Consider the following 14,910-nt stretch of genomic DNA (forward strand, 5'->3'; position numbering starts at 1 on the left):
CCTATGAGCATTGTGCGGGTTTTCAAGCGACCTTAACGTTTAAGTGCCTAAAAAGACATAACTTTACATTTTGCCACGCCCGCTGGCCTGCCCGACCTGCCTGCAGGTTTATCGCCGCTTATCAATGCTCACCGCCGGCGCTTTGCTGGCAAAAAAAAAGCACCGCTGAACGGTGCTTTTTCATCGCGTCGGCGACCTATTTAGCCGCTGGCGTGTCCGGCTGAGACTTGTCGAGTTGCGCCAGATCGTTAGCAATCTTCACCGTCTCATCAAGATACGGATCCGGTTCTTTATAATCTTTCGGCAGCTCATCCAGGTTCTTCAGCGGTTTTTTGCCTTCGGCCTGATAGCGGGCATTGATCCGCTCCAGACGCGACGCATCATCTTCGTGGTTCTCTTTCTCACGCTGAGCCAGATTGAGCGACACGATGTTGCGCTTATCCTTCAGGGCATTGAAACGGGCAATGTCCTTCATGATGTACTGGAACTCGCGGTCCTGCGCAATGCGATCGGCATGCTGACGGGTCAGCTGCGGCACCAGCGGTTTCACATCACCGGATTTGACGTAGGTCGCCGCATTGATGCTGTCCCACGGCAGCGCATTGTCTTCGAACTTCTCACCGGTTTCAGCCGCTTCGACGCCGGTTGGCATCAGCAGATCTGGCGTGACGCCTTTACGCTGGGTACTGCCGCCGTTGATGCGATAGAACTTCTGAATGGTGTACTGTACCGACCCCAACGCTGGCCATTCCGGACGCAGCATCTGATCGTAGATACGGTTCAGAGAACGATACTGCTGCACGGTGCCTTTACCAAAGGTCGGCTCACCGACAATCACTGCGCGACCGTAATCCTGCATCGCTGCGGCGAAAATCTCAGAAGCGGAGGCACTGAAGCGATCGACCAGCACCACCAGCGGGCCTTTGTAGTAGACCACGCCATCGTTATCGCTGTCCTGACGCACCCGACCATTGTTGTCACGCACCTGCACCACCGGGCCACTCGGAATAAACAGCCCGGAGAGTGACACCGCTTCAGTCAGCGCGCCGCCGCCGTTGGTACGCAGATCGATCACCACGCTATCCACGTTCTGCTTTTGCAGTTTCTGCAGCTGCACTTTGACGTCATCGGTCAGGCCAACATAGAAGCCCGGAATATCCAGTACGCCCACTTTTTGTTTGCCGACATTTCTGACGCTCATTTTGACCGCCCGATCTTCCAGACGGATCTTCTCACGCGTCAGCGTTACGGTGCGGGTTTTGGTTCCTTTACCGGCCGGCAATACTTCAAGTCGGACTTTGCTGCCTTTCGGCCCTTTGATTTTTGCCACCACGTCATCCAGACGCCAGCCAATCACATCTTCCATTGGCTTGCCTGGCTGACCAACGCCGACGATGCGATCGCCAACGGTAATGGCTTTACTTTTCGCTGCCGGACCGCCTGCCACCATCGAATTGATCACGGTGTAGTCGTCATCCATCTGCAGCACTGCCCCGATACCTTCCAGCGACAGGCTCATTTCGGTGTTGAACTGTTCAGTGTTGCGCGGCGACAGGTAGTTGGTGTGCGGATCGATTTCGTGCGCAAACGCGTTCATCGCCAGCTGGAACACATCTTCGCTGTTACTCTGTGCCAGACGACGGATCGCGAAGTTGTAGCGCTTGGTCAGCACTTCGCGGATCTCTTTCTCATCTTTGCCGGCCAGTTTCAGGCTCAGCTGATCATATTTTACCTTGGCATCCCACAGCGCATTCAGCTCAGACTGATCTTTCGGCCATGGGGCTTTGGCCCGGTCAATGTCGATAGTGTCATTGCCGGTAAAATTCATCGGACGATCCAGCACCGTCAGCGCATACTGATAGCGCTCAAAACGGCGTTTCTGCGCCAGATTGTAGAGATCGTAAAACAGGTCCAGCTTACCGCTGCGCAGCTCATCGCCGACAAGGGTCTTTTTGCTGGCAAACTGCGCCACATCTGAGGCCAGCAGCACGTTATGGCTGTAATCGAGCATGTTCAGGTAGCGATCAAAAATTTTCGCTGAAAAGTCCTGATTCAGATCGAACTGGCGATAGTGGGAACGGGTAAAACGCGAAGTGACACGCTCGCTGACCGTCGGGTCCTGCGGATCTTCGTGGAGCTGCGGAATCTGGTCGGCGCGGGTAATGTTCTCCGCGCCAAAGGAAGGGCCTGACAACAGCAGGCCCGTAATAAGTCCAATTTTAAAAAGGGTGTTCATGCCGGGGTCAGCCTCCGTTTCAGAACTGCAAGTGTTCTGCGCGCACAATCATTGCCATGCCGGAAGCGAGCTGGACCCGAACGCCGTCTTTTGATACTTCAAGAACGGTAGCGTCCATCGCACTTTTGCCTGCTTTAACTTTAATACTCTGGCCGGGCTGCAAAGTTGAGGTATCAGTGATGGGTCGGGCTTGCTGCTCCGGGCGTGGGGCCGGTTTGCGGTGCTGTGAGGCGGTCGGGCGTTCTGCTGCGGCCTGCGGACGCGGTTTACGCGCGGCATCGCCTTCAGCAGGTTTACGCGCAGCCGGCTTGCGTGGACGACGCGGTGCCGCGCCCTCTTCGCTTTCGCCTGCTTCACGACGGGCGGCACGTTGCTGATCACGCTGCGCCTGAACACGCGCTTTGGCGTCTTCCAGTTGCTTGCGTGCGTGCTCGACGTGCTGCTCGTCCAGCACGCCACAGGCGTTACCGTCGAGATCGACACGGGTCGCACCGGCTTTGATGCCGTACAGATAACGCCAGCTTGATGTATAGAGGCGTAAGGCAGAACGCAGCTGCGTTTTGCTCAGATTCATTTCGCCCTGAACACGCTCGACCAGATCCTGAAAGATACCGATCTTGAGCGGACGCGCTTCACCTTCAGCGCTAAAGCAGTGCGGAAAGCGCTCCGCCAGAAAGCTGATGACTTCTTTACTGCTATTCAACTTAGGTTGATTTTCCATGAAATTTCCTGATTACAACGGGTTTGCCGACCAGCGCAGGCATGAACAGGCGACATTATAATGACAACATCGCTAAATGCCATGTGATCCAGTCGATTAGCTGCGCGTCAGCTGCAGATATTTTTCTAAGTCGCTGTTCGCAAGCACTTCACAAAGCCCATCAGTAAGTGTGACCAGCCCCGATTCGTCGTCGCTGTCAAAGCGATTGTACTCTACGCTGTCGATGTCCAGCACCCCAACCACAGTGCCATTCACTTTCAGAGGAATCACAATCTCAGCATTACTGGCTGCGTCGCAGGCGATGTGACCGGGGAAAGCATGCACATCATCAACGCGTTGCACTTTATCTTCTGCCAGCGCGGTGCCGCACACGCCTTTACCCACCGGAATGCGCACGCAGGCGATTTTGCCCTGGAACGGGCCCAGCACCAGCGTATCTGCTTCCGTCAGCAGGTAAAAACCTGCCCAGTTCACGCCTTCGAGACGTTCATACAACAGCGCGCTAAAGTTACCCATTGCGGCGAGGAACGCCGTTTCTCCCGCCAGTAAGGCGCGCATATCGCGATTCAAATCGGCGTAAAAGGCAGTTTTGTTCATTATTTAACCGTTACCAATGACATCTGAGCGGGGTTATTTCACCGCTTGTTAAAAATAAGCACTAAATATCCAGAGCCACAAGGTGAATCATAGCGTTAGTTACTATACCCTTAGCATTCTGTGGATCGAAGCGTGATGCCCGAGACAGGCACACAGGCGCTGTCTTAACGACCGATATGTGTTACTTACGATGAGCGAATATTGCATCACCCTATGAAAATTCACGCTATCAGCCAGACATTGCCTCACGCACGTTATCAGCGTTGCCCGCAATGCGATACCCTTTTTTCCTTACCGGATGTGAAATCGCACCAGTCGGCTCATTGCCCGCGCTGCAACGCACAAATTCTCAGCGGCCGCGACTGGCCGATGACCCGATTGATGGCGATGGCCGCCACCATGATGGTGTTAATGCCGTTTGCGTTTTCCCTGCCGCTGGTCGATATCCGGCTGCTCGGTATGCGCATTAATGCCAGCGTGCTGGAAGGCGTGATTCAGATGACCCAGCAGGGCGATGTGCTGACCGCTTCGATGGTGGCGTTTTGCACCATTGGCGCACCGGTTACCCTGGTCGCCGGCATCTGCTATCTCGGCATTGGCCATCGGTTGGGGATGAACTTACGTCCGGTGCTGTTGATGCTGGAGAAGCTCAAAGAGTGGGTGATGCTGGATATCTACCTGATCGGCATTGCCGTCGCCTCGATTAAAGTGCAGGACTACGCCTCGCTGGAACTCGGCTACGGGCTGGTGGCCTATATTGCGCTGACGGTGCTGAGCGTGCTGACGCTGATCCATCTCAATATGGAGCAGCTGTGGGATCATTTCTATCCGCAAAGCCCCGGCAATGTGGCGCGTGACGACCTGCAGGTCTGCCTGAACTGCCACAACACCGGCGTACCGGATGCGCGAGGCCGCTGCCCGCGCTGTCACACCCCGCTCGACTTCCGTCGCCGTCACAGCCTGCAAAAATCCTGGGCGGCGCTGATCGCTTCAATCGTGCTGCTGATCCCGGCTAATCTGATGCCGATTTCCATCGTCTATCTCAACGGGTCGCGGCGCGAAGACACTATTTTTTCCGGCATCGTCTCGCTGGGTTCCGGCAATATTCCCATCGCCGCCATCGTGTTTATCGCCAGTATTCTGGTGCCGTTTACCAAAGTGCTGGTGATGCTGACGCTGCTGTTAAGCATCCATTTCCGCTGCGAACAGGGACTGAAAACCCGCATCCGCCTGTTGCGGGTGGTGAACTGGGTGGGCCGCTGGTCAATGCTCGATCTGTTTGTCATTTCGTTAACCATGTCGCTGGTCAACCGTGATCAGCTGCTGGCTTTTACCATGGGACCGGCAGCGCTGTTTTTTGGCGCCGCCGTGATCCTGACCATTATGTCTGTTGAGTGGCTGGACAGCCGCCTGCTCTGGGATGCACATGCAACAGGAAACGCCGACTACACCGACTAACGCCACGCTGCGCAACAAGCGCAAAATCTCGCCCTTCTGGCTGCTGCCGATCATTGCGATGCTGATCGCCTGCTGGCTGTTGTGGACCAATTACCAGGAGCGCGGCACCACCATCACCATCAATTTCCAGACGGCGGATGGCATTGTGCCGGGCCGCACACCGATCCGCTACCAGGGCGTGGAAGTGGGCACCGTGCAGGGCATCAATCTGAGCGATGATTATCGCAGCATTCAGATCAAAGCCAGCATCAAGAGCGATATGCGTGATGCGCTGCGGGAAGATACCCAGTTCTGGCTGGTGACGCCTAAAGCCTCACTGGCGGGCGTTTCGGGGCTGGATGCGCTGGTCGGCGGTAACTACATCGGCATGATGCCCGGTAAAGGTAAACCGAGCGAGGCCTTTACCGCGCTGGATACCCAACCCAAATATCGGGTCAACACCGGGGAACTGTTGATCCATCTCTATGCGCCTGATTTAGGGTCGCTGAGCACCGGATCGCTGGTCTACTATCGCAAAATCCCGGTCGGTCGGGTCTATGACTACAGCATCAATAACAAAAACGATGGCGTAGCGATTGATGTGCTGATCGACCGTCGCTTTACCAACCTGGTGAAAACCAACAGCCGTTTCTGGAACGTGTCGGGAGTGAATGCCGATGTCAGCCTGAGCGGGGCCAAAGTCCAGCTTGAGAGCCTTGCCGCGCTGGTCAACGGCGCAGTGGCGTTTGACTCGCCCGAAGAGGGCGAACCGGCTAAAGCCGAGCAGAATTACCGGCTCTATCCCGATCTGGCGCACAGCCAGCGAGGCGTGCAGATTACGCTTGATCTGCCAGACGGTAAAAACCTTAAAGCGGGCAGTACGCCGCTGATGTATCAGGGGCTGGAAGTCGGCACCCTGACCAAACTTAATTTGCAGGACGGCGGCAAGGTGACCGGCGAGCTGACGATCGATCCGTCGGTGGTCGGTCTGATGCGCAGCGGTACCCGCATTGAGATGCGCAGCCCGAAAATCAGCCTGACCGATACCAGCCTCAGCGCGCTGCTGACCGGCAATACCCTTGAACTGGTGCCTGGCGAAGGCCCGCCGCAGCAGCACTTCACCGTGCTGGCATCCAGTGAAACTCTGCTGCAGAAACCCAACGTGCTGACGGTGAAGCTCAGCGCGCCTGAGAGCTATGGCATCGATCAGGGCCAGCCGCTGATGCTGCACGGCATGCAGATTGGTCAGGTGATGTCGCGTTCGCTGGATGAAAATGGCGTCAACTTTGTGGTGGCGGTTAACCCGGAACACCGCGAACTGGTGCACGGCGACAGCAAGTTTATTGTCAACAGCCGCCTTGACGTGAAGTTCGGTCTGGATGGCATGCAGGTGCTCGGGGCCAGCGCCCGCGAGTGGGTGGATGGCGGCATTCGCCTTGAACCGGGCAAAAAAGGCCAGCCGAAAAACAGCTATCCGCTATTTGCCGACGCGGAAAAAGCGGAAGAAGGAATTGTTGGCGATGCACCGTCAACCACCCTCACCCTGACCGCTACCAGCCTGCCGGATGTGCAGGCCGGCTCCATCGTGCTCTACCGGAAATATCAGGTCGGGGAGATCGTTAAAGTCACGCCACGCGCCGATGCGTTTGATATTGCAGTGCATATCCAGCCGGAATACCGCAAATTGCTGACCAGCGAAAGCGTGTTCTGGGCCGAAGGCGGCGCACGGGTTCAGCTTAACGGCAGCGGCCTGACGGTGCAGGCTTCCCCGCTCAACCGCGCGCTGAAAGGCGCTATCAGCTTCGACAACATGAGCGGCGCACTGTCGGCCAAAGGCGATAAGCGCATTCTCTATCCGTCGGAAACCGCCGCTCGCGCCGTGGGTAGCCAGATCACGCTGCATACCTACGACGCCAGCAAACTGTCAGCCGGGATGCCAATCCGCTATCTGGGGATTAACGTCGGCCAGGTCGAATCGCTGTCGTTAAGCAGCGATAACAATCAGGTGGTGGCGAAAGCGGTGCTCTATCCGGAATACGTAGAGGATTTCGCCCGTCTCGGCAGCCGTTTCTCGGTGGTGTCACCGGAAATCTCCGCCACCGGGGTGAATCACCTTGAAACCCTGTTGCAGCCTTACGTCAACGTCGATCCCGGCAAGGGACGCGCGGCGCGCATCTTTGAACTGCAGGAGAGCACCATTACCGATTCACGCTACCTGAACGGCCTGAATATCTACGTTGATGCCGCCGAAGCCGGTTCGCTGTCGCTGGGTACGCCGGTGCTGTTCCGTGGGGTTGAAGTCGGTACCGTCACCGGCACCTCGCTGGGTAATATGGCCGACCGGGTGCAGATTGCGCTGCGCATCAGTAAAAAATATCAGCATCTGGTGCGTAACAATTCGGTGTTCTGGCTGGCATCAGGCTACAACCTCGACTTTGGCCTGATTGGCGGCGTGGTAAAAACCGGGACCTTCCAGCAGTTTATTCGCGGTGGCATTCAGTTTGCGACCCCGCCAACCGTGCCGCTGGCGCCGCAGGCCAATCCGGATAAACATTTCCTGCTGCAGGATGAACCGCCGAAAGAGTGGCGCAACTGGGGCACGGCGATCCCGTCTCCGCGCTAAGTTAATGCCAGCGGGCAGCCAGACTGCCCGCTGGCGAAGGTTCTAACCTGCTCGCTCAGGGCACATGCGGCTTACGCAAAGACGCAAAAAGCGTCATCCCTGACAGCTCAGCGCGGGCCATCCATGGCCCGCGGTGCTTTGCTACAGCCGCATGCGCCCATCGCTTTATCCGTACCCACGGGTTGAAGCAGGCAGCCAGGCTGCCCGTTTGCTTTCTGCATGATACACTGCCGCCTTTGCCTTAACTGGAATGTACCTGTGTCAGACTCCTCTCTGCTTTTCCCCGCTGATTTTCTTGCCCTGATGCGCCAGGCCCTGCCGGATGAGGCCAGCCTCGAAGCATTTATCACCGTCAGTCAGCAACCGCTGCGCCGCAGCCTGCGCGTCAACACGCTGAAAATCAGCGTGGCCGATTTCCTCGCTCAGACTGCGCAGTATGGCTGGCAACTGACGCCGGTGCCGTGGTGTGTCGAAGGATTCTGGATCAGCCGGGAAGATGAGAGCCTGCCGCTCGGCAGCGTCGCTGAGCACCTGAGCGGCCTGTTTTACATTCAGGAAGCCAGCTCGATGCTGCCGGTGACTGCGCTGTTTGACGCGCAGTCTGAGGTGACAGCGGTGATGGACATGGCCGCTGCACCAGGTTCTAAAACCACCCAGATTGCGGCCCGGATGAATAACCACGGGATCATCCTGGCTAACGAGTTTTCCGCCAGCCGGGTCAAAGTGCTGCATGCCAATATCAGCCGCTGCAGCGTCAGTAACAGCGCCCTGACCCACTTTGATGCCAGGGTATTCGGCCCGGCGCTGCCGGAGCAGTTCGATGCGATCCTGCTGGATGCACCCTGTTCAGGCGAAGGGGTGATCCGTAAAGATGCCGATGCCCTGAAAAACTGGTCGCTGGCAACTACCGCAGCGATCGCCGCCACCCAGCGCGACCTGATTGACAGTGCCTTTCACGCGCTAAAGCCCGGCGGAACGCTGGTCTATTCGACCTGCACCCTGAATCAGATCGAAAATCAGCAGGTGATTGACTGGCTGCTGCAACGCTATCCCGGCGCGGCAGAAGTGGAGCCGCTCGATCGGTTATTTGACGGTGCCGATCAGGCCGCAACGCCAGAAGGTTATCTGCACGTCTTCCCGCAGCTGTTCGACAGTGAAGGCTTCTTTGTTGCACGGCTGCGTAAAACGGCGTCGGTTGAACCGCTGCCGGCCCCGACGTACAAGGTCGGCAAGCTGCCGTTCTCACACCTGAGCCGCAAGCTGGAAGGCGAAATCAGGCAAGCGGCGGCGGCGGTCTCACTGACCTGGGATGACTCACTGGAACTGTGGCAGCGCGATAAAGAGATCTGGCTGTTTCCGGCCGCCGTCACGCCGCTGTTAGGCAAAGTGCGCTTCTCACGGATTGGCCTGAAACTGGCTGAGACCTTTGCCAAAGGCTATCGCTGGCAGCATGAAGCGGTGATCGCGCTGGCCCGGCCAACCCCGGAACAGGTGTTTGAGCTCAGCGCCGCCGAGGCGGAAGAGTGGTATCGCGGCCGGGATATCTATCCTGAAGCGGCTCCGACGCGTGATGAGATGATTGTCACTTATCAACAGCAGCCGCTGGGGCTGGCGAAGAAGGTCGGCAGCCGGATCAAAAACAGTTATCCGCGCGAACTGGTGCGTGACGGTCGCCTGTTCCGCTGAGTCACTGCAGCTGCCGCAGCGTCAGGTGATTACCAAACACCGCGCCGGTATCAATATAATGCAGGTTCTCCACCTCCAGCGGCTGCTGGAGTGGCGTATGACCAAAATAGAACGCGTCTGCGCCGTGGATCGCACTGTGCTGCCCCGACTGAATCGCCTGCAGTCGGCGGCGGCTCCACACCACATCCTGCCAGTTAAGCGATTTTTCCCAGCTATAGCCGTCTGCCGGATAATCGGCATGCGCCACCACGATAATTTGCTGGTCGAGTTGCAGATGCAGAATCAGCGGCAGTTCCCGGCAGCGTTGCAGCGCATGCCGGGCGCTGATCAGCGCGGCACCGCGCAGCTGCCAGAACCACTCTCCCCCGTTCATCTGCCAGAGATCCATTTCGTGACCCTGTAACGCCGCCAGCGCCATCTCTTCATGATTGCCACGCACGCAGCGGAACCACGGCTCATCCATCAGCGCCAGGCAACCGGGACTGTCAGGGCCGCGATCGATTAAATCGCCGGTTGATATCAGTAAATCCTGCTGCGGATTGAACTGGTGCTGCAGTAACAGCGCATCGAGTTCGCGACGACAGCCGTGCAGATCCCCGACAATCCAGATCCGCTCCCAGTTTTCACCGTTGAGATAGTGATAGTGCATGGTGTGACCTTCAGCGTGTTGAGGCAGTAGCTGAAGTATAGATCGGATGGTAGCGTGCTCACTCCTGGCGGCGGAACAGGCGAATAGCGCGCATCGGCCGTCGCCTGGCGCTGATCGTCGCACCCGCTGGCCGGCATGATACGCCTGTTCCGGCCGCCTCTGTTTATGAGGGTTGCGCCCACGCCCGCGCGGTGCTTTTGCCGCACGCCCGTCAGGCGCGACCTTTCGCCGGATAGTTAATCAGCTTTTCTGCCGGCCGGATCGGCCGCCGCACCAGCTCGCCGCCACAGTTCGGGCAAAGATGCTGAAAATGCTGCTCTGCGCAGTCAGCGCAAAAGGTGCACTCAAATGAACAGATGCGTGCTTCGGTTGAGGCCGGCGGTAAATCAGTATCGCAGTGCTCACAGTTGGGGCGAAGTTCTAACATGGCGGCAGTCCTGAAGAAAAGGTGTGCTCCAGCTTCGCCTGAGCGGGCCGGATTGTCGAGACGTCAATCAGACAAGAAACTGCCAGATCCGGCCAGGTTGTTATGGCAGCGCATGTGCAAGTTAATGCAGCGGCGAGCGCCATCGCGCCCGCCGCCCGCGTTAATGGGTCGACCGGTGTTCCGCCGCGTCCGGTTGCTGCTGATCCTCGTCTGGATGCAAATCATCCGGCTCCGGCTCCGGCTCGCCGCTGCCCATCGATGCCTGAATCACCTCTTCTTCCAGGGTGGGAATCAACGCAGCACCCAGCGGTGACGTGGCAAGGCTGTCCGGCATCACCACGTGCGGCAACGGCACTTCGGTGGTCGGCAACGGCCCCGGTGCTTTAACGTAGCTCAGGCCGGCAATCATCAGTGCGCAGAGGGTAAAGAACAGATAGAGCATATTACTGCCCAGCGGCTGTATCAGCGCCCCGACCACCAGCGGTCCGATACTGGCCCCAATGCCAAACGCCATCAGCAGACAGGCAGTTAACGACACCCTCCGTTCAGGAGCCACCTGATCGTTTGCCAGCGCCACCTGCAGCGGATAGAGCGAGAACTGCATCATGCTGGCAACAAAGGCGATGCCAATCATCCAGTTAAACGTCAGGTGCGGCAGCAGCACCAGCGGCACGCAGGCCACGGCAAACAGCAGCGCCATAATGAACAACAACCGCTGGCGATCGTAACGGTCCGACAGCCAGCTAAGCGGAAACTGCGACACCAGCCCGGCAAAGATAGTCAGACTCATAAAGTAGCCGGTCTGGCTGGTAGTAAAGCCTTTGCTGCTGCCGTAGACCGGCGCCAGGCCATAAAATGCCCCAATCACCATCCCGGTCACCAGCGTGGTGCCGAGCAGCTTCGGAATGGTGCGAATGAAGTAACTCAGCTCCATTGGTGCTGGCGACATCGGCTGCACATGGGTGCGGGTGGTAAGTGCAATCGGCACCAGGCAAAGGGCGAAGCAGAGCGCCACGATCAGCAGTGTGCTGACGTCAAAACCACTTTGCAGGCTGAGCACCACCTGCCCGCCGCTCAGGCCCAGGTAGGTCGCGACCATATAGAAGCCAAAAATCACCCCGCGCTGCGACGACTCCGCCTGATCGTTGAGCCAGCTCTCCAGCACCATGTACTGACACATCATGCACAGCCCGATAATCAGGCGCAGAAAAACCCACAGTGGAATGAAATCGGTCAGGCCGTGGCCAATCACCGAGGCGGTGATAATCCCGGCACAGGCGACGTAGGCGCGGATATGGCCGACCCGGGCAATCAGGTTGTGCCCGACTTTGCCACCAATCACCAGGCCGATGTAGTTCGCGGCAATAATCGCGCCGATCAGCGCGCCATTGACCTGCTCGCTGGCCAGCCGCAGCGAAACATAGGTGGTTAACAAGCCCGACCCCAGCAGCATCAGCAGTGTGGTGGTGTACAGCGGCAGAAAAGTACTGAATATTTTACGCATACGACTCCCTGTCTACATCTGGCAGGTTTCAGGCCAGTAACGCCCTAAAGATAGTCGAATTAATCGCGCTACGGCGCCGGATCGTCGTTGTCAGCCGCCGCGGCAATAAAAAAAGCCCGCAAACATCTGCATGTTTACGGGCCGGTTGTTACACGCTCGGGAAGGTGATGTTGCTACCTGGCGCTTCACGATTGAGATGGATAAAGTTCAGGTGGCGCTCATACTGGTCGAGTATGTCGATAATCACCTGCTCTTTGCTGTAATCCATTAAATCGTTGCCCTGACTGCCTTCCAGCAGGAAGGTTTCCAGCCGGTAATAGGTCGATTTACCGCTGCGAGCGCGATAGGTAAAGCCCGGAACAGAGTATTGCTGTGGCCAGACCTGATAGACAAAGTCCTGCTCTTCGCCGAGGTGGACGCGCAGATCCAGATAACCAATAGGATTGGCCTCATCCGGTGCCACGCTTTCCAGCGTCACCCCGCCACCGCGCAGCTCCAGCTCTTTCGCCACTTCCTGCATCGCCGGATAGATGGTGTTCTCCATCATCTGTTGGGTATAACGCGAGCCAGGATAGTTCATCAGGCGCGACAGCCGTTTTTTCCAGGTCAGACGGTCGGTCGCGTGCGCCAGGTACGGTGCGGTATCCCGTGTGGCGCTGGCGCGGCGATAGTCTTCAATCTTCAGCGATTTATACAGTCCCGCCATCACAAAGAAGATCACGAAACTGAACGGCAGCCCCATGATCACCGTGGTGTTCTGCAGGGCAGAAATACCGTTGGTCATCAGCATACTCAGGGTCAGGACACCAATCGCAATCGACCAGAAGATGCGCAGCCAGTTAGGCGCATCGCTGTTGATATCCTTCAGCTTCGAGGTGAAGTTACCCAGCACCAGCGAACCGGAATCAGCTGACGTCACGTAGAACAGCATGCCGGTGATGGTGGCGACCGAGGCACTGAGTTTAAACGCCGGATACTGCGCCAGCAGGCTGTAGAAACCGCGTTCCGCATGGGCCATCACTTCCAGGGCGAAACCGGCATTGCCGTGAATAATCTGATAAAGCGCGGCGTTACCAAACACCGACAGCCACAGCAGCGTAAAGGTGAACGGAATGATCAGCGTACCGAGCACGAACTCACGGATAGTACGGCCACGGGAGATACGCGCCAGGAACAGCCCGACGAACGGTGACCAGGCAACCCACCACGCCCAGAAGAACAGCGTCCAGCTATTCATCCATTGGGTCGGACGATCAAAAGCGAAGGTATTCAGCGTCATCCCCATGAAGCGGTTGATGTAATCGCCGACGTTCAGCACCAGCGCATTCAGCAGGAATTCGGTATTGCCGAAGAACAGCACAAACAGGATCAGTCCCAGCGCCAGCACCACGTTCAGCTCCGACAGGATACGGATCCCCTTATCGACGCCGGAAGTAACGGAGATGGTCGCGATCACCACCGACAGCACAATCAACGCGGTCTGGGCGGTCAGGCCTTCCGGAATATCAAACAGCACCTTCAGACCGTAATTGAGCTGCACCACCCCAATCCCCAGCGTGGTGGCGATACCAAAAATGGTGCCGACCACCGCAGCGATATCGACGGTGTGACCAATCGGACCGTAAATACGTTTACCAAAAATCGGGTAGAGCGCGGAACGGATGGTTAAAGGCAGGTTGTAGCGATAGCTGAAGTAGCCGAGCGCAATCCCCATCAGGGCATACATCGACCAGCCGGTCAGACCGTAGTGGAACAGCGTCCAGACCATCGCCTGACGGGCGGCTTCCAGCGTCTGCCCCGCCCCTTCCGGCGGCTGCATGTACTGCGTCACCGGCTCGGCAACCGAGAAGAACATCAGGTCGATGCCAATCCCGGCGGCAAACAGCATCGCAGACCAGCTCAGCACGCTGAATTCAGGTTTGGACTGCTCCGGTCCCAGCTTGATCGAGCCAAAGCGTGAGCAGGCCATGTAGAGCACGAACACAATGTAGAGCGTGGCGGCCAGCATGTAGTACCAGCCGAAGGTGGCGGAGACCCAGTTAACCGCCGTGAGGATCCAGCCGGCGGCCAGATCGCTGTAGAGAATCGTCACGAGTGAAAACGTCAGAATCAATCCGGCAGAGGTGTAGAACACAACGGGATTGAGTCTGTCTTTTTCATCGGCAGGTGGATTATTCATCGATTACCTCTGGTTAGTTTTCCTGAAAATATGCAATGGATAAATGTCGCCGCCTGCGGCTGACGCACCGCGCGGCCTGATATTGTTGTCTCTCTTCCTGATTTGTCGCTTCGGCAATCCGGTCTGTTTTAGCACTCAATACCGTTTCGCTTTCGCTACATTTAAAGAACAGCATCCTAACAACTTTTCTTTTTATATTGAACGTGCAATCAAAAAAAGTTTTAATAGACCCTCGATTTGAGGGTGGAGCTGGAGCTATGCCAAAGGTGGGGATGCAGCCGATACGACGTCGGCAACTGATTGATGCGACCCTGAGCACGATTAACGAAGTGGGGATTAACGATGCCACCATCGCCCAGATTGCCCGCCGGGCGGGTGTCTCGACCGGCATCATCAGTCACTACTTCAAAGACAAGAACGGCCTGCTGGAAGCGACGATGCGCGATGTGACGCGTCAGCTGCGCGATGCGGTTGCAAGCCGGCTGCAGCCGCTGGCCGATGCCTCAGCAGAAGAACGTCTGCGGGCGATCGTCGACGGTAATTTTGATGAAACCCAGGTGCACAGCGCCGCGATGAAAGCCTGGCTCGATTTCTGGGCCAGCAGCATGCACCAGCCCCAACTGAATCGCCTTGAGCGGGTCAGCAGTCGACGACTTTTCTCGACGCTGGTCGCTGAATTTCGCCGCGAGCTGCCGCTGGAACAGGCACGCCTCGCCGCACACGGGCTGGCCGCCCTGATTGATGGCTTATGGCTACGCGCCGCGCTGAGCGGTGAGCCGTTTAAGCCGGTGGTGGCCCGCACACTGACGACCCAATTCATCCGTCAGCAACTGGCTGGCGAGCACGAATAA

The 14,910-nt window shown here is 57.4% G+C and carries 11 protein-coding genes; 4 read left to right on the plus strand and 7 right to left on the minus strand.

Going from position 1 to position 14,910, the window contains the following annotated elements; translation table 11 throughout:
- Positions 1-196: 196 nt before the first annotated feature.
- The 3 genes from prc to AC6I8I_RS10685 form a co-directional block, all read right to left on the minus strand.
- Positions 197-2,236 carry a carboxy terminal-processing peptidase gene (prc, locus tag AC6I8I_RS10675; RefSeq protein ID WP_497827819.1) on the minus strand — a complete coding sequence of 680 codons (2,040 nt, stop codon included), beginning with the start codon at positions 2,234-2,236 and terminating at the stop codon, positions 197-199.
- A 19-nt stretch (positions 2,237-2,255) separates the two neighbouring features.
- On the minus strand, positions 2,256-2,957 hold the full coding sequence (gene proQ / locus AC6I8I_RS10680; protein WP_312055760.1) for an RNA chaperone ProQ: 702 nt from the start codon (positions 2,955-2,957) through the stop codon (positions 2,256-2,258).
- Between the two features lie 96 nt (positions 2,958-3,053).
- A complete protein-coding gene (locus AC6I8I_RS10685) occupies positions 3,054-3,554 on the minus strand; it encodes a GAF domain-containing protein (protein WP_031377464.1) in 501 nt (166 codons plus the stop codon).
- A 213-nt stretch (positions 3,555-3,767) separates the two neighbouring features.
- On the opposite strand from AC6I8I_RS10685, the gene yebS reads away from it, so the two are divergent.
- From yebS to rsmF, 3 genes are all read left to right on the plus strand, one after another.
- Positions 3,768-5,012: a membrane integrity lipid transport subunit YebS gene (gene yebS / locus AC6I8I_RS10690; RefSeq protein ID WP_312055759.1), complete on the plus strand. Its 1,245-nt coding sequence runs from the start codon at positions 3,768-3,770 to the stop codon at positions 5,010-5,012.
- Positions 4,981-7,614, plus strand: coding sequence for a PqiB family protein (locus AC6I8I_RS10695; protein WP_312055758.1), 2,634 nt, complete (start codon positions 4,981-4,983; stop codon positions 7,612-7,614). Before yebS ends, AC6I8I_RS10695 begins: the two co-directional genes overlap by 32 nt.
- A 219-nt stretch (positions 7,615-7,833) precedes the next feature.
- Entirely contained in the window at positions 7,834-9,300 is a 1,467-nt protein-coding gene (gene rsmF, locus AC6I8I_RS10700; RefSeq protein ID WP_497827820.1) for a 16S rRNA (cytosine(1407)-C(5))-methyltransferase RsmF, read from the plus strand.
- 1 nt (position 9,301) lies between these two features.
- Here the strand turns inward: rsmF and AC6I8I_RS10705 are convergent, their stop codons facing one another.
- The 4 genes from AC6I8I_RS10705 to AC6I8I_RS10720 all read right to left on the minus strand — a co-directional run bounded on the left by AC6I8I_RS10705 (position 9,302) and on the right by AC6I8I_RS10720 (position 14,059).
- Positions 9,302-9,949, minus strand: coding sequence for a metallophosphoesterase (locus AC6I8I_RS10705; RefSeq protein WP_312757214.1), 648 nt, complete (start codon positions 9,947-9,949; stop codon positions 9,302-9,304).
- Positions 9,950-10,160: 211 nt separating this feature from the next.
- Positions 10,161-10,376, minus strand: a complete 216-nt coding sequence (locus AC6I8I_RS10710) for a DUF1272 domain-containing protein (protein ID WP_497820225.1) — start codon at positions 10,374-10,376, stop codon at positions 10,161-10,163.
- Between the two features lie 160 nt (positions 10,377-10,536).
- Positions 10,537-11,880, minus strand: a complete 1,344-nt coding sequence (locus tag AC6I8I_RS10715; protein WP_312055754.1) for an MFS transporter — start codon at positions 11,878-11,880, stop codon at positions 10,537-10,539.
- 148 nt (positions 11,881-12,028) lie between these two features.
- Positions 12,029-14,059, minus strand: coding sequence for a choline transporter (locus AC6I8I_RS10720; RefSeq protein ID WP_497827821.1), 2,031 nt, complete (start codon positions 14,057-14,059; stop codon positions 12,029-12,031).
- A 257-nt stretch (positions 14,060-14,316) separates the two neighbouring features.
- Here AC6I8I_RS10720 and betI point away from each other — a divergent pair, with 257 nt between their 5' ends.
- On the plus strand, positions 14,317-14,910 hold the full coding sequence (gene betI / locus AC6I8I_RS10725) for a transcriptional regulator BetI (protein WP_312055752.1): 594 nt from the start codon (positions 14,317-14,319) through the stop codon (positions 14,908-14,910).

The sequence above is a fragment of the Pantoea sp. X-Soil-YNGN-775 genome, from assembly GCF_059730575.1.

Excerpts from the sequence above, each read along its gene's own strand:
- prc (WP_497827819.1), bottom strand. The coding sequence starts at position 2,236 with ATGAACACCCTTTTTAAAATTGGACTTATTACGGGCCTGCTGTTGTCA.
- proQ (WP_312055760.1), bottom strand. The coding sequence starts at position 2,957 with ATGGAAAATCAACCTAAGTTGAATAGCAGTAAAGAAGTCATCAGCTTT.
- AC6I8I_RS10685 (WP_031377464.1), bottom strand. The coding sequence starts at position 3,554 with ATGAACAAAACTGCCTTTTACGCCGATTTGAATCGCGATATGCGCGCC.
- yebS (WP_312055759.1), top strand. The coding sequence starts at position 3,768 with ATGAAAATTCACGCTATCAGCCAGACATTGCCTCACGCACGTTATCAG.
- AC6I8I_RS10695 (WP_312055758.1), top strand. The coding sequence starts at position 4,981 with ATGCAACAGGAAACGCCGACTACACCGACTAACGCCACGCTGCGCAAC.
- rsmF (WP_497827820.1), top strand. The coding sequence starts at position 7,834 with ATGATACACTGCCGCCTTTGCCTTAACTGGAATGTACCTGTGTCAGAC.
- AC6I8I_RS10705 (WP_312757214.1), bottom strand. The coding sequence starts at position 9,949 with ATGCACTATCACTATCTCAACGGTGAAAACTGGGAGCGGATCTGGATT.
- AC6I8I_RS10710 (WP_497820225.1), bottom strand. The coding sequence starts at position 10,376 with ATGTTAGAACTTCGCCCCAACTGTGAGCACTGCGATACTGATTTACCG.
- AC6I8I_RS10715 (WP_312055754.1), bottom strand. The coding sequence starts at position 11,880 with ATGCGTAAAATATTCAGTACTTTTCTGCCGCTGTACACCACCACACTG.
- AC6I8I_RS10720 (WP_497827821.1), bottom strand. The coding sequence starts at position 14,059 with ATGAATAATCCACCTGCCGATGAAAAAGACAGACTCAATCCCGTTGTG.
- betI (WP_312055752.1), top strand. The coding sequence starts at position 14,317 with ATGCCAAAGGTGGGGATGCAGCCGATACGACGTCGGCAACTGATTGAT.